Origin of the sequence: Saccharopolyspora spinosa NRRL 18395 (assembly GCF_000194155.1) — a bacterium.
GTDB classification, from domain to species: domain Bacteria; phylum Actinomycetota; class Actinomycetes; order Mycobacteriales; family Pseudonocardiaceae; genus Saccharopolyspora; species Saccharopolyspora spinosa.
This window is the reverse complement of record NZ_GL877879.1, coordinates 151,399-169,424: the sequence shown is the minus strand read 5'-3', so window position 1 is coordinate 169,424 and position 18,026 is coordinate 151,399. Positions and strand designations below refer to the sequence as shown.

Annotated in this window: 20 protein-coding genes and 2 tRNA genes; 9 read left to right on the top strand and 13 right to left on the bottom strand. The window is 66.6% G+C overall.

Annotated elements, in window-relative coordinates; genetic code table 11:
* Positions 1 to 105: 105 nt before the first annotated feature.
* The 4 genes from SSPN_RS0119825 (at position 106) to SSPN_RS0119810 (ending at position 5,182) form a co-directional block, all read left to right on the top strand.
* Positions 106 to 1,620: a hypothetical protein gene (locus SSPN_RS0119825; protein WP_044574677.1), complete on the top strand. Its 1,515-nt coding sequence runs from the start codon at positions 106 to 108 to the stop codon at positions 1,618 to 1,620.
* A gap of 80 nt (positions 1,621 to 1,700) precedes the next feature.
* On the top strand, positions 1,701 to 4,016 hold the full coding sequence (locus SSPN_RS0119820; protein ID WP_010307641.1) for a hypothetical protein: 2,316 nt from the start codon (positions 1,701 to 1,703) through the stop codon (positions 4,014 to 4,016).
* The gene (locus tag SSPN_RS0119815) at positions 4,013 to 4,507 is read left to right on the top strand and encodes a hypothetical protein (RefSeq protein ID WP_010307640.1); all 495 of its coding nucleotides are present in this window, start codon (positions 4,013 to 4,015) and stop codon (positions 4,505 to 4,507) included. The genes SSPN_RS0119820 and SSPN_RS0119815 overlap by 4 nt, the downstream gene beginning before the upstream one ends.
* A gap of 453 nt (positions 4,508 to 4,960) precedes the next feature.
* Positions 4,961 to 5,182, top strand: coding sequence for a hypothetical protein (locus SSPN_RS0119810; protein ID WP_044574675.1), 222 nt, complete (start codon positions 4,961 to 4,963; stop codon positions 5,180 to 5,182).
* 98 nt (positions 5,183 to 5,280) lie between these two features.
* Here SSPN_RS0119810 and SSPN_RS44680 read toward each other — a convergent pair whose 3' ends face one another.
* The 4 genes from SSPN_RS44680 to SSPN_RS44670 all read right to left on the bottom strand — a co-directional run bounded on the left by SSPN_RS44680 (position 5,281) and on the right by SSPN_RS44670 (position 7,994).
* Complete coding sequence (locus SSPN_RS44680; RefSeq protein WP_010307638.1) at positions 5,281 to 5,721, bottom strand: hypothetical protein; 441 nt, start codon at positions 5,719 to 5,721, stop codon at positions 5,281 to 5,283.
* 43 nt (positions 5,722 to 5,764) lie between these two features.
* Complete coding sequence (locus SSPN_RS49085) at positions 5,765 to 6,217, bottom strand: hypothetical protein (RefSeq protein ID WP_010307637.1); 453 nt, start codon at positions 6,215 to 6,217, stop codon at positions 5,765 to 5,767.
* Positions 6,218 to 6,558: 341 nt separating this feature from the next.
* Positions 6,559 to 6,726, bottom strand: a complete 168-nt coding sequence (locus SSPN_RS56900; protein WP_158309605.1) for a hypothetical protein — start codon at positions 6,724 to 6,726, stop codon at positions 6,559 to 6,561.
* Between the two features lie 275 nt (positions 6,727 to 7,001).
* Positions 7,002 to 7,994: a helix-turn-helix domain-containing protein gene (locus tag SSPN_RS44670; RefSeq protein ID WP_010307635.1), complete on the bottom strand. Its 993-nt coding sequence runs from the start codon at positions 7,992 to 7,994 to the stop codon at positions 7,002 to 7,004.
* Between the two features lie 275 nt (positions 7,995 to 8,269).
* Between SSPN_RS44670 and SSPN_RS55060 the strand changes: the two genes are divergently transcribed.
* Complete coding sequence (locus SSPN_RS55060; protein WP_143539448.1) at positions 8,270 to 8,455, top strand: hypothetical protein; 186 nt, start codon at positions 8,270 to 8,272, stop codon at positions 8,453 to 8,455.
* 322 nt (positions 8,456 to 8,777) lie between these two features.
* Here SSPN_RS55060 and SSPN_RS51410 read toward each other — a convergent pair whose 3' ends face one another.
* Positions 8,778 to 9,539 (bottom strand): competence protein CoiA, encoded by a 762-nt coding sequence (locus tag SSPN_RS51410; protein ID WP_158309604.1) that lies wholly within the window; start codon positions 9,537 to 9,539, stop codon positions 8,778 to 8,780.
* A gap of 270 nt (positions 9,540 to 9,809) precedes the next feature.
* On the opposite strand from SSPN_RS51410, the gene SSPN_RS0119770 reads away from it, so the two are divergent.
* On the top strand, positions 9,810 to 10,010 hold the full coding sequence (locus tag SSPN_RS0119770) for a hypothetical protein (RefSeq protein WP_010307632.1): 201 nt from the start codon (positions 9,810 to 9,812) through the stop codon (positions 10,008 to 10,010).
* A gap of 352 nt (positions 10,011 to 10,362) precedes the next feature.
* Here the strand turns inward: SSPN_RS0119770 and SSPN_RS56895 are convergent, their stop codons facing one another.
* The 5 genes from SSPN_RS56895 to SSPN_RS51400 all read right to left on the bottom strand — a co-directional run bounded on the left by SSPN_RS56895 (position 10,363) and on the right by SSPN_RS51400 (position 13,457).
* The gene (locus tag SSPN_RS56895) at positions 10,363 to 10,689 is read right to left on the bottom strand and encodes a helix-turn-helix transcriptional regulator (RefSeq protein WP_010307631.1); all 327 of its coding nucleotides are present in this window, start codon (positions 10,687 to 10,689) and stop codon (positions 10,363 to 10,365) included.
* Positions 10,690 to 11,013: 324 nt separating this feature from the next.
* Complete coding sequence (locus SSPN_RS44660; protein ID WP_010307629.1) at positions 11,014 to 12,594, bottom strand: YfjI family protein; 1,581 nt, start codon at positions 12,592 to 12,594, stop codon at positions 11,014 to 11,016.
* On the bottom strand, positions 12,591 to 13,088 hold the full coding sequence (locus SSPN_RS0119750; protein WP_010307628.1) for a hypothetical protein: 498 nt from the start codon (positions 13,086 to 13,088) through the stop codon (positions 12,591 to 12,593). Before SSPN_RS0119750 ends, SSPN_RS44660 begins: the two co-directional genes overlap by 4 nt.
* Positions 13,085 to 13,309, bottom strand: coding sequence for a hypothetical protein (locus SSPN_RS0119745; RefSeq protein WP_044574670.1), 225 nt, complete (start codon positions 13,307 to 13,309; stop codon positions 13,085 to 13,087). The genes SSPN_RS0119750 and SSPN_RS0119745 overlap by 4 nt, the downstream gene beginning before the upstream one ends.
* The gene (locus tag SSPN_RS51400; RefSeq protein WP_158309603.1) at positions 13,299 to 13,457 is read right to left on the bottom strand and encodes a helix-turn-helix domain-containing protein; all 159 of its coding nucleotides are present in this window, start codon (positions 13,455 to 13,457) and stop codon (positions 13,299 to 13,301) included. Before SSPN_RS51400 ends, SSPN_RS0119745 begins: the two co-directional genes overlap by 11 nt.
* Before the next feature lie 118 nt (positions 13,458 to 13,575).
* On the opposite strand from SSPN_RS51400, the gene SSPN_RS0119740 reads away from it, so the two are divergent.
* From SSPN_RS0119740 to SSPN_RS51395, 3 genes are read left to right on the top strand one after another with little or no spacing between them, the layout of a single operon-like run.
* Positions 13,576 to 14,229: a hypothetical protein gene (locus SSPN_RS0119740; RefSeq protein ID WP_010307626.1), complete on the top strand. Its 654-nt coding sequence runs from the start codon at positions 13,576 to 13,578 to the stop codon at positions 14,227 to 14,229.
* On the top strand, positions 14,229 to 15,407 hold the full coding sequence (locus SSPN_RS0119735; protein ID WP_010307625.1) for a site-specific integrase: 1,179 nt from the start codon (positions 14,229 to 14,231) through the stop codon (positions 15,405 to 15,407). Before SSPN_RS0119740 ends, SSPN_RS0119735 begins: the two co-directional genes overlap by 1 nt.
* A complete protein-coding gene (locus SSPN_RS51395; protein ID WP_083821965.1) occupies positions 15,404 to 15,616 on the top strand; it encodes an Arc family DNA-binding protein in 213 nt (70 codons plus the stop codon). Before SSPN_RS0119735 ends, SSPN_RS51395 begins: the two co-directional genes overlap by 4 nt.
* A gap of 121 nt (positions 15,617 to 15,737) precedes the next feature.
* On the opposite strand, the gene SSPN_RS0119725 is transcribed toward SSPN_RS51395, so the two are convergent.
* From SSPN_RS0119725 to SSPN_RS0119715, 3 genes are all read right to left on the bottom strand, one after another.
* A tRNA-Arg gene (locus SSPN_RS0119725) sits at positions 15,738 to 15,810 on the bottom strand.
* 42 nt (positions 15,811 to 15,852) lie between these two features.
* Positions 15,853 to 15,942 (bottom strand) — tRNA-Ser (locus SSPN_RS0119720).
* An 81-nt stretch (positions 15,943 to 16,023) separates the two neighbouring features.
* Positions 16,024 to 18,018: an acetoacetate--CoA ligase gene (locus SSPN_RS0119715; protein WP_029535520.1), complete on the bottom strand. Its 1,995-nt coding sequence runs from the start codon at positions 18,016 to 18,018 to the stop codon at positions 16,024 to 16,026.
* Positions 18,019 to 18,026: the final 8 nt, after the last annotated feature.

Genomic DNA, 18,026 nt, shown 5'->3' with positions numbered 1-18,026 from the left:
CCGCGTCCGCAGGTTCCCGCCGGACCTGTCCGGCCCGGCGGGGCCGCTGGGGAAACGGACCCCCGACCGAAGTCCGAACGATCACGAGAGGTGGTGAAAGGGCAGATGACCAAGACGCGCACAGGAACCGCCGGGCTGGCCCGGGCCGTCGTCGGCGGGGCACCGGTCGGCGCGGTCGCAGCGGCGGAGATCGGCGCCGCGGCCGGGCCCGCTGGGCTGGGTGCTCTGCTGCTGGCCGTCCTGGCAGTCGGGTACCGCACTGTTGCCCGAAACCGGCCGATGTCCACTCGCCGTGCGGCGGAACGAGCTGCGCGCCGCAGTGAGCGCCAGGCGCAGCGGCGTCGCCCGTCCGGCGCGCGGTCGACCGGCATCCTGGGCGGTGCCCGTCGCGTTGCTGGACGGGCTACCGCCAAGCCCAAGAAGGGCAAGGCCGCAGGGAAGTCGACCACGGGGAACCCTGGCTCGACGACAAAGCAGCTCAGACGCAAGCCTGCCGCCAGGAAGTCGACCAAGGGGAACCCTGGCTCGACATCGAAGCGGCTCGGACGCAAGCCTGCCGTGGGGCACCAGGCCCCCACCAGGTCGACGGCGCCCCGTCGTGGCGGGCTGGGCCGGACCCTGGGCCGTGTCGGCGGTGAAAAGACCCGCAAGCACGGCACTGGCCGTACGGCTGCCGGTGCCCGCAGCGGTTCCGGTTCCCGTCCAGCTGGTCGCGGCCCGGGCCTGGGGCGTCGCCTGCTGGGCAGGATCACCGGCAAGCGGCCGGCGGGCACGTCGAGCCGCCCAGGGCGCGGCAGGAAGGCCGCCAGGGCGGCGAAGCGGTCCCGCAAGGCCATCAAGGCAGCCCGCAAGCAGCAGCGGCAGCGGGAGGCCAAGCGTCGCAGGAGCGCCGCTCGTGTGATCTCCCGCAGCAAGTGGTTGCTGTGGCGTCGGCGTATCGCGAAGACCGGCCTGCTGCGGGTCCTGTGGAACGTGGGGCACTGGACCGTGCGCAAGTCCCTCGCCGCGCTGTTCGAAGCCTGGTACTGGACCTGCATCGCTGGTCACCGGCTGGGCAACCGGGTCCGTGCCCTGCACTTCGATGCGGTCACCGCGCTGCGGGCTCCGTTCGTGGGCTTGTTCGCGGACTGGCAGCGATTCCAGCAGGCACGCCAGGCACGGCACGAGCGCGAAGTGGAGCGCGCCACCGGCAAGAAGACCGAGAAGACGACCACCAGCCCGACCGGGTTCGGTGGCACCTATCAGGAAGGAACGCAGCCCATGATCCGAACGAACGTCCGGGACATCATCGAGTCGATCCAGAACGCTCAGCGCCTGGGCCGAGGTGAGAAGCCGCACGCGGCGGAAGTTCACCAGTGGCACAAGGATGTTGCCGAGTTGGCCGAAGTGCTGGCCGACTTCCTGACCGAGGATGTCGAAGTGGCCATCGAGACGCTGCCGCCGGAGGGTGCAGCCCACGACATCACCGCCGCTGTCCCGGACGGGTTCAAAGCCAGCGCGGAACAGGTCGCCGAAGCCACCTACGCATGGGAGCAGGCGCAGGGGACGAAGCTGGATCGCCTGTACTCCGACGACGTCCGAGAGGACGCCTGGGACCGCTCGACGATGCCCGAAGCCTGATCAGGCGGGCAGCCAGGACACGGCACGTCCTGGCTGCCCCTTTCCCTCCCGCCCGCTACGAACGAGAGAGATTGCCCATTATGTCGACCAGCGACCCCACCACCAACACCACGCCGAAGACCACCGCTAGCAGCACCAACGGGGGGCACGTGACCGGACACAATGGACCGGGCCCGACCATCTGGCAGACCTGGCTCATCACCACATGGGTCGGTGCGGGCGGCGTGCTCGCCGACGCCGCAATGGACCCGAACCTGCTGGGCCACGTCGGTCTGACCGCCGGCGCTGGCCTGTTGGGCACCTTCGTGGGTGGCGCGGTGATGCCCGCTGACAAGGACGAGCAGCGCCGACTGGTGTTCGAGTCCGGCCTGTTCGGCACGGCAACCGGGCTGGCCGCTGGCGCCTGGGCGTGGTGCGCGGACGCGGCAGGTTTGTTCGCTGATCTGTGGCAGCCGGGCATGTGGAGTGGCTTGGCTCTGGGCGGCGTCGCCTGGGGATCCGTCTACATCGCCCTGCGCGTCCGAGTCCGCCGCGCTCGTAACCCCAAGTCCGAGACTGCCGCCAAGCTGCGGAAAGCCGAACTGGGCGGGGACTACGAGCAGATTTTCCACGACGCCGGGTTCGGCCTGGTGGAAATCCTGGATGTCACCGCCGGGTTCGGCGGCGCGAGTGAACGCGTGCTCGTCGAGCTCGACCTAGAACGGAACGACACCGCCCAGAGCGTGAGGAACGCGGAAGCGAAGCTGATGGGGATCACGGCCCGCGTCATGCGTGAACGCCGTGGCATCCGCATCCCCGGCGACGCGGTGAAGGTCACCGAGGTCCAGGGCGACGCGAAGCGCGTGTTCTTCGACGTGACGCTGCGGGACGTGCTCACCGAGAAGTTCGACCCGTCCGACGGGGAGGACATCACGGTGCCGGTGTTCGACCCGGAACACCCGCTCATGCTCGGGTTCTACCAGCACGGGGCCCCGATCGAGCAGCCGGAAGCGGGCCCGCACGGCGTCGCCATCGGCGCGTCCGGGTCGGGTAAGTCCACCTACTTCCGGGCCCAGATCGTCCACTACCTGCGTCGCCCGCACGTGGTGCTGGGCATCGCGGGCATGTCGAAGCTCTCGGCGTTCCTGCGGCCGTTCATGCAGCCCGTGGTCGATGGCCGGGCCACCCGGTCCCCGTTCGCGATCATCGGCGGCGGCGACAACGGCACCCAGGAGGAAGTGGACAGCGCGGTGAAGGTGCTCATGGCCGCGTACATGCTGTACCGCCACCGGATGGCCAACCCCAGCATCCCCCGCGACGACGGGGGCAACGTGATCCCGACCCCGAAGCACCCCCGGTTCATCGCGTACCTGGACGAGGTGGACGCACTGATCAAGGCCAAGAAGGACGGAACCCAGCACATTCCGGTCACGCTGCCCAACGGGGAGAAGGCCACCGTCCCGCACATGCTGACCACGCTCGGCTCGAAAGGCCGCAGCGAAGGGGTGGAACTGGAGATCGGCACCCAGCGCACCACCGACTCTCACATGGGGTTCAGCGGGAACGACCTGTTCGTTAACACCAACCGCCGCGCGATCTTCCGCACCAAGTCCAGCCACGACGCGCGGGCAGTGGGCGGTGACCGCCTGGACCCGACCCGCATCCCGGAGCACACGTTCGTCCTGGCTCTGGGATCGAAGGCGGAGCAGATCCCGGCGAAGGTGTTCTACTACTCCGCCGACCACATCGCGCTCGCGATGCAGGCAGCGGAGGTGAACGGCACCTTCGGTGACCTCTCCGGCGACGAAGCCGCCGCCCTGGGCGAATTGTGGTCCGGCCGGTGGTCCGCATCCCGGTTCGGCCACGTGGCCGACTACTTCGGGTTGCCGCTGCCGGACAGGGGCGAGTACCCGACTAGCGGTGACGGTGGCCAGGCACAGCAGCCGGGCCCGGTGCGCCGGACCGGCGGCGTCGACCGGGTCGGAGCCAAGAGCACCCGCTTGCAGGAAGCGATCGAGCGAGCCCGGCGGGAAGCCGCCGGCCAGCAGAACGAACGGAAGGTCGACGAGCTGGCCGACTCGACAGTGAACGCGGTGATCGCGGACATGGAGGCGATGCTGGCTGACTGCGCCGGACTGGCACGTGACGCGACACCGGCCGACGTGCTGGCGAAGGTCCTGGAGGTCATCGGGGACCGGGTCGGCGCGGAACCGGTGGAGATCCTGGGCGCGCTGGGCTGGGTGTCCGCCGAGACCAGCACCGCGGACTACAACCGAGCGGCGGAAGACCTTCGGGACGCCCTGCGCGCGGCCACTGGAAACCCGAACCTGACGACGAAGCCGAAGCGCATCGTCTCGGGCGAGTCCCCGAAGCGCGTGTTCGTCCGCGACGAACTGGACGGGAAGGGTCAGGCGTGAACCTCGACGATGTCGACCGCGAAGCCGCCAAGCTCGCCCAGGACGACGCCGTGCTCAACCAAGCATGGCTGTGGCACCTCCCGCAGAACCGCGTGGAAGCGTTCGTTCTGGGCCCGGCGCTGATCGGATACGGGGTGACGCTGGCAGGAGCCGTGTCGGTGCCGGTCTGGCCCTGGTGGCTCCGCCTGGGCGCGGCGACGGTACTCGTCGGCCCCTGGCTGCTGGTGGCGTCCGGCATGGCCGTCCGCTCGTGGTGGACCGGTGCCGGACCGCTGGCCGCGCTCACCACCGTGTGGCCGCTGCTGGCGTGGCTCGCCCTGGTGGTGCTCCTGCACACCCAGCCGCTCCCGGTGTGGGCGCAGTGGTGCTACCTCGTCGGGTACCTGGCCGCAACGGCGGGAACGGTGTCGTGGTGGCACCAGTGGACGGAAAAGACGCGCGCGGTCCGCCGCCGCATTCGGTGGCTGCGGGACGACACGACCCAACGGTAAGGCGGTCGGTTCCCAACTCGTGACGGCTCCCAGGTACTCCCCTGGGGGCCGTTTTCCTGCCTTGGGCCGGTAGCAGACCCCCCGTAGCAGGGGGTGTTGCAGACCTCGTAGCAGACGTGTTGCAGACCCGCGCCGTAGCAGACCCCGTAACAGACGCCCTGTTACAGCGATTGAGCTGCGAAAACGTGCCAGGTTGCAGAGGTCTGTTACGGACCTGGGGAACACGCGTTTCGAGCCCCTGGCAGGGTCTCGGCGCCCTTCACCGGTTCACCGCGTCCGGCGTCGCAGAGGTCTGCTACGGACGCACCAGCAGCGTTGAGCGCACCGGCGTCGTGGACCGGGCGGCAGGGAACGAGCCCAGGAGCCGAGTGGACGCCTAGTATTCTCCGCCCCAGGGTTGCCGCTACGTTCATACCCATGCCAATGGCCCCTAAACTCGCCAAGCTTCGTAGCATGTCCGACGCCGACATTGAGGCGTTATACGACAACATTTCCGAAACCACGGTAGTCGGGCTGAACTACTACGCCGATGAGTTGAATCGGCGCGCCTATGAACGTGCTGCCTTTGCTGCGCTGGCGGAGGCAAAAGCTTCTCGTCGGTTGGCGGTCTGGAACATGGTGGTGGCGCTCGTCGCTGTTGTTGTCGCTGTAGTGGCGATCTTCGTGCAGGTTTGACTGTGGGCTAGCGATTTTTCGGAAGCGACCAGCAGGTCGGCGCGAAAAACTGTTCGACGCGCCGACTTCCGCTATGACCAATGTCAGGGCCACCACGACTAGCCGCACGGCCCGAAGAACCTGCACTCGATCAACTCCCGCGGGTCCAGCTCCCGGGCATGGGCCTCGGCTTCGTCCAGGAACGCCGACATCTCGGTAGGGTCATCCAGTGCGGACATCGGAAAGAAACGCTGGATTATGTCGTGCTTCTCGCAGCCACGAACGTTGCCTGCAGTGTTGAACTTGATCGGCTTCGGAGCCCAATCCCAGGTGCTTTCGTCAATGTCCGTGACGGCGTCGAGGATCTGCGGGCCAGCTTCAGCGATCTCGTGGATTTCGACGGCGCGGTAGGACTGCGGGTAGTCCCAGATTGGTTCAGCTGTGTCTGGCACGCCATCGTCGTCGATTTCGTTGTCAAGCAACGGGCTGACGATCCAGCCCCGCTGTCCGACGAGGTAGCGGTGGAGTTCTCCCACCAGGTCTCGGTCCGTGTCGGTCATGCTGCATCTCCTCTCGCTCAACGGCGACAAACAGGTGGGACAACTAGCTCGCGAAAGCCACTCCGCACGCTCCGAAGACCCGGCACTCCATCAGCGCACGCACATCCGCTGCGCGCGCTCTCCGCTCCTCCGCGTCTAGGACCTCTGCAAGACGCTCATAGAAGTGCTCACCATCGGGCACGAAGATCGCTCTGATGTCGTGCTCACCGCAGCCCCTATAGGCGCCAAAGGAGTCGACCCTGACACCATCGGCCGAGCCCCAGTCAGTGAACGAGAACCTGCATTCGAGAGGTGCAGGTGTCACATCGTCGAGGCGATGGAATGCCTCACTTTCGAAGCTGCCCTCGTACTCCCAGCAGGTTTCCGGCCCGAGAATGTAGCCCGGCTCGTTCTTGTCGAACGTTCCGTCCGGTTGCCAACCGCGGGGGGAGAGGAAGTCATGCAGTTGCTCAAGACGTTCGCATTCGATTGACGGTCCATATACCACGTAGTCCATATGGCCTAATCGTCATCGGTAAGCAGCAACTTGACCATGCAACGCGTTCGTGTGGTCCGTCCTGGCACCGGTCTGCAAGGGCCTTATTGACGACGGCCCTGGGGTCGCATGCCGTTGGACGGCATCCCGAGAGCGGACCTATCTCACGCGCGATCACAGACGCCGTTGCAGTCCTTGCAGGACTTCTTCGAGCACTTCCCGTGTCGGGGGTGCCCACTGCTGGAGAGGCGGGGGAATCGTGAAGCGAGGGCGAGTCGGCACGTCCGCCAGGTCGAGGACGCCCTGGATGCGCGGCCACGGGTTATGGCCCGACGGCTGGAGGTGGTGCCGGCCAGTAGGAGTCACTGGCAAACCTTCCCGGTGCAGAGGTCCTCGTGCAGGTTCAGCGCCGCTAGGTCTGCGTACTGCTTGCCGCAGCGGTAGCAGGAATGGGCGAGCCGGTTGCGGCACTGCTCGACGGTTTCGCCTTCCCTGCGCTGCATGTGTGGTTTGACGGCGCTCCAGGTCACGGCAGGACCACCCGCCGTCGGGACCGGGCGGGGCCGGTGGCGTCGGGGGTTGCTTCCACCGGCCCCGTGGTTCCGCCGCGCGCTACGGGCAAGCCGTTTCGCGTCGGGCGGGCGGTAGTCGCGCTGGGACTGCTGACCAGCCACCACATCAGTAATCCGGTGCCGTACATAGCGGCCCACAGAAGGACAGCGGCGAGGATCAACAGCCATTGCGACACGCCTTTAGCGTCGTCGCCTGGTCACTGTCAGTGGAGGGGTTGCACCATGCGCATGCCCTATGCGCATAGAGCCTGTGCGGCGGCGAGGTCCCGCCGATACGCCTCGGCCCAGTCCGCAGACTGCTGGTCTGTGGGCAAGTCCTCCAGTCCGGTGGTGAGCATCTCCACCGCCCGCTGTGGCCGAACCTGATACAGCGCACGCCCGCGCTCCAGCTCCCAGAACGCAGGGGAACGGTAGTAGTGCCACGGTGGCGCTCCTGGCAACTCGGCGAGCGCCCGTTCAGCCAGGTCCCAGGCGTCTTCGACGAGCCGCTCTACTTCGTAGGTGTCTCCGATGGCGGCGTGTCCACGGGCTTCCTGTAGAGCGTCGTAGGCGATTTGGCCGGGGTAGATGTCGCGGTAGCGGCGCGCAACCCGGGTAAGTCCGATCGTCGCGCCGACCTCTCCGCGAAGCCACGCCACGTGTCCCTTGAATGACCAGACGGTGGCGGCAAGGTCGTCATCCTCCGCCTCAACCGCCCACTCCAGCGAGCGAGAGAACCACCGGCATGCCTCCTGGTAGCTCCGCAACGCCGTGTTGAGCCAGCCGTTGTACTGCGCCCATTGGCCTGCCTGGTCGACGACATCGCGGCGGATCGACCCACGGGCTTCAGCCGCGAGCGTCTCCATGAAACCTAGGTATGCGCGAACCGGGTGGAGGACGGGCGCAACGCCAATGCCGTCTTCCAGGCGTCGGGTGGAAGCGAGCACGGCGCCGAGTGATTCCAGCGCGGCGCGGTCGATGGCGCGCGGCGCACGCGCGACGTAGGCGAGCCGATCACTATCAATGTCGGGCCCGAGCAACGCGGCCGGCGCATGACGGTCGACAAGCGACCCACGCGCGCCGAGTAGTTCGTCGAGCCGGGCCGCCATCGCCGGATCAACCGCCTGGCGATCAGCCTCGTACCGGGAGAGGCTGGACTGACTGATGTGCGCCTGCCGGGCCAACTGTGGCTGAGATATGCCCGCGTCTTCTCGCAGCCTGCGGAGCGCCTGCCCGAACGTTTCCATGACGGAACCTGTTTCGCCGGAGTCGGGTTCTTCGCCGTCCCCCCGGGGAGCTACCCCGGGGGCTGTCGACCTCCGGCGAAGAGGTGATGTTGAGGGTAGCGAGTACCTGATCAGCTGACGAGGGCAGCGGGAGACGGCCCGCCATGCGGAACCTGCGGATTCGACATCCGCTGACTGTCACGTAGCCGCAGGTAGCACGCGCATCGGTTCCGACTCGGTGCCATTGATCGCGAGCCGCCATGACTGCCCGGGCTACTCGGCGGATACTGCCGGTCATGCGATGGCTACGTTGGCGACGCCCCAAGCCAGTTGACTCCAAACGTGTCCGCGACCCCGCCGAGTGCGACCACCCCAACGCCAAGCTCTACACCGGGTCTCCGTACTCAGAGGACATGATCGTGTGCCCGGACTGCATCACGCTGCTGGCCAAGGTCTTACCGCGGGAGCCGTGGCTGTACTGATCCCAGCGGGTACCGCAGAGGACGCAGGGCTTCCCAACCGCAGCCACACCCCGAAAACCACATGACCACCGATCAAATGGCCACGTGCCGCACCCACTCTGACCAGTGCGTCTAATCGGCCGTCTCACCGGATCTCACACGCCGAGTGGTTGCAGAATCAGCAATCAGCGTCAGGTTTTCGGCGACGCGACCAACCGCAGAATCGAGTAGGAGGGTCGGGTTGCCCGACCCTCCTACTCGATTTGATCAATTCGCCAACAGCGTCCCTGTGGTTGCGGGGGCCTGTTGCCGGCGACCGGTTGGCGGCAGACAGGATTCAACGCTAAGCCTGCTTCGACGTGAACACCACGGTGAAGTCTGGATGCCCCGGCTTGTGATAGCGGGTTTGACGGGATGTCAGCGCAAACCCGACCTCTGTCCGCGAAACGGTCTTTGTGAACTTCAACGCCTGGTCCGGGTAGTTCACGCCCGTCAGCTCGCCGTCTTCGGTGTACCACTGGCGCGATTCACCTTGCCGGACAATCCTGCCGAAGTTGCATCGCCACATCCGCTCGGCGCGCTCATCGATGACGAACACACCTTGGTGATACCTGTCGTGGACCCACAAAATCTCGTTCGGAACACGGGCTTCGTCATCTTCCTGGGCTGCAAGGAGTCGGGCCGCACGCGATGATGTGAATACCCACATGGTGGCAAAAAACCCGATGCCTCGATCAGTGCGATTGCGACGCTGCATTTCGTTGACACTTATCGCGGAGTCTTGCACCTCGACAGCTACTCGGTCGCCAGTTGGCACCGTCACCGCGACATCGACCCGGCGACCCACGCTCAGGTGCGGTTCTTCGATTTCGACGGTGTAGCCGAGCGCGCGGAAGCGGTCGGCGAGGAGCCGCTTGGCGAGATGGTGGCGCATGCTCTCTCCGGCCCAGTCGCATACGGCACCTGGCGCGTGGGCGAAATGGGCAACCTTGACCCGGCCTCGTTTGAGGATGGCGTCGCTCGCGCACATTGGGCAGGCGTAGGCACCATCGGGTAGGTCGCGGGTGGCTTCAACACGCTCGCCAGAGCGTTGCGCTACCAGCATGGCGTTACTCCCTTTCCACACATGGCCCTGCATCCACCGCCGCCGACCACCTGATCAGCATCCTGCCAATGTGGGGGCGGGCAGTAGATCATCTGGGGCTGAACCGGCCCCAGACGTGACGGTGCCCCGCGTCCCAATTATGACGACGCGGGGCACCCTCTCTCCCTCACCCCAACCCGGACACCACACCAACCGGGCGAGCTCTGCGAGATCACGCTAACCGCAGGGCCTGAAACCGCCAGCGAAACAACTAGAACCAGAGGACCATCCGTGGACAACGAGATAACCTGCGAGAACTGCGGACACAGCGAGCGGTGGGACCACGGCGACTACTTCGGCGAGAAAGTCGACTTCGCTCACCACGTCTGCGGCAAACCGCGTACCTACCAGATGTGCGGCCCGGACTGCGACCACTCATTCCCCGGCTGCGCACGCATACCCGAGCACCCCAACTACAACCCGGACATCTAGCGCGCCCCGTACCCGGTGCTGGGACGCTGTTAGCGAGTTGATCAACACGGCGGTACCCCCGGCCTTTGAACCGGGGGCACCGCTGCCGACAACGCCACGCGCACGGAAGCACTTCGAACGCACATCCAAAGGTGGGGACAGTGCAGGGGCTGGCTCACCGTTTCGGCCGTGAAAGCCCTTCCTGGGGTTGGGTCTTTCACAGCCGACGAGGACCTGTTCGAGGCCGCCGAGTTTCGTAACAACGAGGCCGGGAAGCCGGAGGGATGAAACGAAACTGGGTGCGCGGAAATAGACTGCGGGAGAGTCCTGCCCCGCTCGTTTTGCCGTGCTCCTGGGGCTGTTTCGCGGGTGTTCACCAGGCGCAGGGGCGGGTTTCTCCCGTACCGGTGTTGCGACCGTAGTGGTCGCGGACATTGCGGGTGTCCTCGACGCTGGTACCGGGTGGGATCTTTCCCGTGCGGTAGGGGCTGCTGTGGCCGGCATGGGCGACCGCGACGGACAACAGCAGAGCCCGCTGGGGGCCGTTGAGGTCCAGGGCGTCGGCCACGCGGTTGGCCAGGACGACCGAGGGGGCGCGGGTGCCGGCCTCAAGCCGTTGGATCGTGACCTCGTGACAGCGGGCAAGGCGGGCTACGTCGACCTGGCGCAGCTGCCGCTGGACACGCACCGAGCGGAGCATGGCCCCCACCGCGGGATCAACGTGGCGTATGGGCTGCCGTGAGCGCCACCAAGGGTCAGCGTGTGCGGTTGTCATGTCAGCTCCCCGATCTCGTTTCCATGTGCGGCGGCACTCTTGCCGAAGCCGTGCCGCGTGCATTGGCCCGAAAATCGGTGTCTCCGGCGGCTTTTGACGCGCGCCGTGATCGTTCTCCGTGATTTCGGGCCCTGATTTGCCCGCTGAGCCGTTTTCCGCGAGTCCCGAGGGTGATTCCACCCGCCAAACAGGTTTGGACGGGCCCAGCGGCTTCCAGTGCATCGGCCTCGAACGGATCGAACGGCAGGCTCATGACGCCTCCCGTAGACGGCCGGAAGGATTGCCAAAATTGCCAATATCAGGCTGGTGTGCCGCAGGGTTGACGTCGTAGCGCTCGCTGGGCCGACCTCTGCGCTTCTCCTCCGGCTGGGGCTGGAGCCGGACCCAGCCGAGTTCGTCCAGGTCGGCGACCGCCTCACGCACGTCGTTGGTCTCCGTTACCCACGCCTGACCACCGAGTTCGCGCCACGCCTGGCGCACCGTGAACGACGGGATCTTCTTGCGCTGGATCCAGTGCAGGACGGCGCGGGCTGGCTCCCACGGGCTGCGCTGGCCGCTCATCAGCTCGAACGCGTCCAGGGCGTGTCCGATGAAGTACGGGGCCAGGTCGACCGCCTGGCGCATGTCGTTTTCGGCAATTTCGGCAACGTTCGGGTTCATGAACAACGCGAACAGGCCAGCGATGCGGACCAGCTGACCGGGGAGCTTGTTCGCCCAGTCCGCAATGTGGGCGAGGTTGCCTTGGTCGGGATGCAGGCGCGGTTCCAGCTCGTTGCGGAACGCGTTGAGCACCTTCCGGGCGGCCTCGCTGAGCACGATCTCGGTCGTCTGCTCGCTTTCCCGCACCGTGCGAGCGAGATTCCTCACGGACTCGCTGTAGTCGTGCAGGACCTTCTCCGGGACTGGCGCGGAGTCCTCGGCCATACGCGTTCCGACCAGCGACTTTGGCAGGGCAAACAGGAACCGTGCCAGCAGGCCAGCGCCGCGGAAGTGGCGTGCCTCGGCCAAGCCAGCGAGCAGGTCCGGCTGGACCGCGAGGCCGATGGACAGCACCGGCTCACTGATGGTCAGCGTCTCCCGTGACACCCGATCGACGCGGCACTGGTCGCCCGACCACGCCTTAAGGACCAAGTCCAGGTTTGGGATACCGCTGGAGTACCGGCCAGCGAGGATGGAGAACAGGCCAGCCTCGGCGGACATCACGCCGAGCCGTCCACCCTGCTGCGCCATGATCTGCGCCAACTTCTCCGGCGTGGAGTCGTCGGCGAGCAGTCGCGGCACCGGAGGAACAACGGTCGACTCCAGCTCCTGAACCGCACTCTCTAGTTGGGAGAGAGTGTCGCGGTCGGTCCGCCCAGACCGCTTCAGTTTCTCCACGGCATTGAACCGCAGGTCATAGAGGGCCTTCTGCATGGCCACGTCCTGCTCGGATTTCTCCCGCAGCTCCTCTTCGACCTGGAGCAGCGGAGCGGTCACCGCAGCGAATACCGGCGACTTGCGCTCGCCGGAGGGCAACGCAGCGGCCGTGTAAAGGGCCAGCACCTCTACCCAGTCTGGTGCGACGCGCACACGTCTGCGGCCCCCGGCGGACGTTGCCAAAATTGCCAAAATCAGCAGGAACGGCAGATCGCGAGGGACCTGATAGCTAAGCGCCACCGCGTCCACCATCGCCCACAGCTCCGCTGGCTCCCGGTCGAGCGACTCCGGCAGGGGGGTTTTGGCATTTTTGGCAATGGATTCGGGGGTGCCCCACTCCACCATGTGCACCGTGCCGCCCTCGTCCGCCCAGTCCTCGGCGTTCGGGTTGTCCCGGCTGTAGGTGAGAGTCACGCCGCGGCCTCCTTACTGATCAGGGGCCGACCGGTCGCCCAGTCGACGGGACCGCCGCAGTACTCCCCACGCCGTGCGACGCAAGCTTGGTGTAGCTGTCCTGGAATCGACCTGCGGCGGGCCAGCTCGGCGTAGGTGGGCGCGGAAGCCACAGCGCGCCAGTCGATAGCACCAGCGACCGCGTGTGACGTCTCGACGGCCGTCCGGCGGCGGTCCCACTCGAACCACTCGGCGAGTAGTTCAGCGACATGTGGGGACGACATCAGCAGTCGCCAGCACTCGGCGTCGTGGCGCAACTGCGCGTACTCGGCGCGAGTCAGCGACACCGGCTCGGCAAGCAGTTTCCGCCCGACATCCGAAAGGCTGGGCCGCTCAAAGCGCGCTGCGCTAACATCGGTGCGGCTCAGCGGCGTGGTTGCCTTGTTGTGAGCTTGAGAGCGGCCTTCGGGGGCGTCATCCCCGGGGCCGCTTCGCTCGTTCAGCGGGCTGGTCACGCGGCCGCCTCCTCCTCGGACAAGGCGCGGACGATCGAGGCGGTGACCACGCGATAGCGGCCCCCGACCTTGAGCACCCGAGCGGGGAATTGGCCAGTTTTGACGGCCTCATAGGCAGTGCTTCGGGGCATTCCGAACGCGGCGCCGCCGGTTGGCACGTCGACAGTCGCCGGCCACTGGCGGATCTCGTCGAGCGTTGGCGCCTTGGTCTCACGCGGCATTGCCGTCACCGCCAGCCTGGCTACGCAGAGCACGGAGCACCTCGGCCGGGTTGAACCGCAGCTCCCGGCCAACGCGGTAGTAGGGAATCCGATCGGCTGCTACTAGGCGACGTAGGCCGCGGTCCGAGATGTTGAGCTGTGCGGCCATGCGAGCCACGCCTACAAGCTGAACGGTCGACTCGACATGGTCAACTGTCGAAATGGTCATGAGAGCAGTCTTATAGACAGTGCTCGACACTGTCAACCTGATGTCATAGCCTGTCGATGTGACAGAGCCAAGCCAGTCTCCCAGTGACCTCGTCGCCGAGCGGATCAAAAAGACCCGCCAGAAGCGCGGCTTCACCACCACGAAGGCACTAGCCCAGCGATGCGCCGAGATCGGTGCGCCTCAGCTCACGGCGCCCGTCCTCATGAATATCGAGAGCGGACGGCGAGACGACGCTGGTCGACGGCGTCGCAACATCACAGTTGACGAGCTACTGGCCCTGTCGCTAGCCCTGAACGTGTCCCCGTTGTCGCTGCTGACGCCGAAGGATGACCTGGCGACGGTCGATGTGACACCGAGCCTGACCCTCGAAGGCGAAGCGCTGGGCAAGTGGATCGCCGGCCGGGAACCCGAGTTCGCCGGTGTTCCACCGTTCGACACGGAAGACTCGGACACGTTCCAGTGGGAGGCCGATCTGCCCGCCTGGCGTCGCGTCGAGATCCTGGACGAGCGCCTCCAAAGGGACGCCGAGATTCGGAAGAGCTTCCGTAGAACAGATGCCCTTAGAGCCGAGATCGAGCGCCGTATCGAGGCTGGCGAGCTACCGGCCGATGTGCACACAGCGTGGAAGTGGCGCGCCACGACAGATAGCTGGACCCTCACCAGCCCGTCCGGTGAGTGCGTCGAAATCCCCCGACCCGAAAGCGAGGACTGATGGCAGGTGACCCGATCAAGCGGGTAGAGCTGAGCGACGGCACGGTCAGGTACCGGTTCGTTGTGGACATTGGCCGCGACCCAAAGACAGGGAAGCGGCGGCAGATCACCAAGACGTTCGACACCAAGCGGGAAGCCAAGGCCGAGCACGCCCGGATCAAGCACCAAACCGGGGAAGGCTCGTACGTCGCGCCGTCAAAGCTCACGGTCGGCGACTGGCTTGATACCTGGCTCAAATCGGCAACGGTGGACCTGGAGAAAGCCACCGCCCGCAGCTACCAGGACGCGCTTCGCTGCGTCTATGACCTGCTCGGCGACCGGAAGCTTCAGACGCTCACCGAAGAGGACATCGACGACCTGATCAGGTGGATGCTGACCAGTGGCCGGAAGATCGGCGGGAAGCCTGGCACCGGGTTGGGCCTGCGTTCGGTGCAGCTGATGCTTAACCGGCTGCGGGCGGCGCTGAACGAGGCTGTTCGGCGTCGGCTGGTGGTGCGGAACGTCGCCGAAGCGGCACGCATCCCCAAGGCTGCTCGGGAAGCAGCAGCGGAGGCCAAGGCGGAACGGACGCCGTGGAGCACGGAGGAGGTCAAGGCGTTCCTGGCCACGATCCGGGAAGACCGGCTGTACGCGCCCATGCTGCTCTCGCTGATGGGGCTTCGCCCCGCCGAGGCGTGTGGGCTGCGATGGACGCCTGACGTCGACCTGGAGGCGCAGACGGTCAAGGCCGGAGACAACACGCGGACGCTCGTCGTCGGCGAGGTTGTCGAGAAGGGCGCGAAATCCGAGGCGGGCAAGCGCGGTTTGCCCCTGCCAGTCCAGGCTGTGTCCGCGCTGAAGGCGTTCAGAGCCCGCCAGGCCGCGGAGAAGCTGGCGGCCGGCGAGGCGTACGAGGACAGCGGGTATGTGGTGGTGGACGAGCTGGGCAGAGCGGTGAAAACCGATTGGCTGCGGCGTCGCTTCTACAAGCTGATCGAGCGGGCAGGCGTGCGAAAGGTGCGGCTGTACGACGCTCGGCACGCCTGCCTGACCTACCTGGCTACCAGTGGTGTCCCGGACGTGATCGTGTCCGCTTGGGCTGGTCACGCGGACCTGAGCTTCACGAAGCGGGTCTACATCCATCCGAACGCCGATCACCTCAAGGTGGCGGCTGATCAGCTCGGCGAGCTGCTCGGATGAGTCACCCTTTCGGCGGTACTACGACAGTACCAACACGGTGCTACAGTGGTGCTATGAATGACAAGCCGGTCAGCCTGAACCTCCGCCTCCCCCAGGAGCTGCACAAGCGGCTCAAGGCGCGGGCTGACGAGCAGCGGCGGTCTCTCAACTCGGAGATCGTTCTCCTGCTCGACGAAGCCACCAGCGGAAAGCAGTACGACCGTACGTGAGAAATTGTGAGACGGTTCCCCGTCTCACTGGAAATGAAGCAAGGCCCCGATCTGGACTTTCCTGCCAGGGAAAGCAGGAAACCCCCTGCTAGAGGGGGCTTCCGACTGTCTCGACCAGACGCGCGCCCGAAGGGATTCGAACCCCTAACCTTCTGATCCGTAGTCAGATGCTCTATCCGTTGAGCTACGGGCGCATTTTCAGTTGTGCGGTCCCCGCCTTCCGGCGGAGGCCACAGCGGAGGCTCCGGGATTTGAACCCGGGAGGGGGCGTAACCCCCAACCGCATTAGCAGTGCGGCGCCATAGACCAGACTAGGCGAAGCCTCCCGGTAACCCTCGCGGCCACCGGAGAAAAGATTACACAACCCTCCGAGCGGCCGTCACGGGGGGGGTCGGTTTTGCGGTCCATCAGGTCGCCAGGTCCGTGCTTAGCTGCACGAACGGATCGAGGGACGCCGGGTTCTGCAAGGCATCGCGGCTGACCGCTCGCTCCGGCGGGGTGCCGGTGAGGATCTTCTTCACCGGCACCTCCAGCTTCTTGCCGTTGAGGGTGCGCGGCACCTCGTCGACGACGATGAACCGGTTCGGGACGTGCCGCGGCGAAAGCTCGGTACGCAGCGCCGCCCTGAGCTTCGGCTGGACCTCGTTCAGGTCGGCGCCCTCCGCCAGCACCAGGAAGCACAGCAGTTCGCCGTCGGTTTCGCCCACGCCCGACGTGTCGATCACCAGCGAGTCGACGATCTCCTCGAAGCCCTCCACCACCCGGTAGAACTCCGCGGTGCCCATCCGGACGCCGCCGCGGTTGAGGGTCGAGTCGCTGCGGCCGTAGATCACCAGGGTGCCGCGGTCGGTGACCCGCACCCAGTCACCGTGCCGCCACACGCCCGGGAACGTGTCGAAGTACGCCTCGCGCAGCCGCGAGCCGTCCGGGTCGTTCCAGAAGAACACCGGCATCGTCGGCATCGGCTTCGTCACCACCAGTTCGCCGACCTCGTCATGCAGTTCCTTGCCGTACTCGTCGTAGGAGGCGACCGCCGCGCCGAGCATCGGGCAGGAGATCTCGCCCAACCACACCGGCACGTCCGGCGCAGCGCCCACGAACGCGGTGCACAGGTCGGTGCCGCCGGAGATGCTGGCGATCTGCACGTCGGCGCCGACGGCGTCGGCCACCCAGCGGAAGCCGTCGGTGGTCAGCGGCGCGCCGGTCGAGCCGACGGTGCGCAGCGCGGATAGGTCAAGGGCGTCCTTTGGGCGCAGCTCCCGCTTGAGGCAGGTCTGGATGAACGGTGCCGACGTGCCGAAGTAGTTCACCCGGTGTTGCGCCGCAAGCTTCCACAGCGCCGACAGCGACGGGTAGCCCGGGCTGCCGTCGTACAGCACCAGGGTCGTGCCCGTGAGCAGGCCGCCGACCAGGAAGTTCCACATCATCCAGCCGGTCGTGGTGAACCAGAAGAACCGGTCGCCCGCGCCGAGGTCGCAGTGCAGGCCGATGGTCTTGAGGTGCTCCAGGACCATGCCGCCGTGGCCATGCACGATGCCCTTCGGCAGGCCGGTGGTCCCGGAGGAGTACAGCACCCACAGCGGGTGGTCGAACGGCACCGGGTCGAACTCCAGCGGCGGGCCGCGGTGCCGCGCAAGCAGGTCGTCCCAGCCGATGGCATCCGCCAGCTCGGCGCCCTCGCCGAGGTAGTCGACCAGCACCGTGCCCGTCAACCCGGGCATCGCCGCGCGCAGTTGGTCCACAGTGGACCGGACGTCGAAGCTGCGGCCGCCGTAGGAGTAGCCGTCGACCGCGATCAGCACCTTCGGCTCGATCTGCACGAAGCGGTCCGCGACCGCCCGCGCGCCGAAGTCCGGCGAGCACGACGACCAGGTCGCACCGAGGCTCGCCGCGGCGAGGAACGCCACCAGCGTCTCGGGGCTGTTCGGCGCCAGCGCCGCAACCCGGTCCCCCGCCCGCACGCCGAGCGCCTTGAGGCCCGCGCGGGCGGCGGCCACCCGGGCCCGCAGTTCGCCGTAGCTGATCTCCTCGCTGCCGCCGTCCTCCCGTACGAAGATCACCGCCAGGTCGCCGTCCCCCTTGCCCGCGCCGTCCCTAAGCGCGTGCTCGGCGTAGTTCAGGGTGGCGCCGGGAAACCACTCCGCGCCCGGCATCACCTCGGCGGTCAGGACCCGCTCGGCGCGGTCGCGGAAGCGGACGTCGAAGAAGTCCGCCACCGCAGCCCAGAAACCGCGCAGGTCCGACACCGACCACTGCCACAACGCCCGGTAGTCGGGCAGGTCGAGGTCCCGCTCGATGCGCAACCAGTCTCGGAACGCGGCCATCCGGCTCGCGGCCACGCGCTCCGCGCTCGGTTGCCACAACAGCTCGGGGACTTGTCCTGGATTGGTGCTCGACGTCATGGGCTCTT

Bases quoted from the DNA above. Each gene is read 5' to 3' on its own strand.
- SSPN_RS49085 (WP_010307637.1), bottom strand. From the start codon at position 6,217: ATGGACTACGTGGTATATGGACCGTCAATCGAATGCGAACGTCTTGAG.
- SSPN_RS0119735 (WP_010307625.1), top strand. From the start codon at position 14,229: ATGGCAGGTGACCCGATCAAGCGGGTAGAGCTGAGCGACGGCACGGTC.
- SSPN_RS0119825 (WP_044574677.1), top strand. From the start codon at position 106: ATGACCAAGACGCGCACAGGAACCGCCGGGCTGGCCCGGGCCGTCGTC.
- SSPN_RS0119810 (WP_044574675.1), top strand. From the start codon at position 4,961: ATGTCCGACGCCGACATTGAGGCGTTATACGACAACATTTCCGAAACC.
- SSPN_RS51400 (WP_158309603.1), bottom strand. From the start codon at position 13,457: ATGGCCGCACAGCTCAACATCTCGGACCGCGGCCTACGTCGCCTAGTA.
- SSPN_RS51395 (WP_083821965.1), top strand. From the start codon at position 15,404: ATGAGTCACCCTTTCGGCGGTACTACGACAGTACCAACACGGTGCTAC.
- SSPN_RS44670 (WP_010307635.1), bottom strand. From the start codon at position 7,994: ATGGAAACGTTCGGGCAGGCGCTCCGCAGGCTGCGAGAAGACGCGGGC.
- SSPN_RS0119715 (WP_029535520.1), bottom strand. From the start codon at position 18,018: ATGACGTCGAGCACCAATCCAGGACAAGTCCCCGAGCTGTTGTGGCAA.
- SSPN_RS44680 (WP_010307638.1), bottom strand. From the start codon at position 5,721: ATGACCGACACGGACCGAGACCTGGTGGGAGAACTCCACCGCTACCTC.
- SSPN_RS0119745 (WP_044574670.1), bottom strand. From the start codon at position 13,309: ATGCCGCGTGAGACCAAGGCGCCAACGCTCGACGAGATCCGCCAGTGG.
- SSPN_RS56895 (WP_010307631.1), bottom strand. From the start codon at position 10,689: ATGCTCCGCTCGGTGCGTGTCCAGCGGCAGCTGCGCCAGGTCGACGTA.
- SSPN_RS55060 (WP_143539448.1), top strand. From the start codon at position 8,270: ATGCGATGGCTACGTTGGCGACGCCCCAAGCCAGTTGACTCCAAACGT.
- SSPN_RS51410 (WP_158309604.1), bottom strand. From the start codon at position 9,539: ATGCTGGTAGCGCAACGCTCTGGCGAGCGTGTTGAAGCCACCCGCGAC.
- SSPN_RS0119820 (WP_010307641.1), top strand. From the start codon at position 1,701: ATGTCGACCAGCGACCCCACCACCAACACCACGCCGAAGACCACCGCT.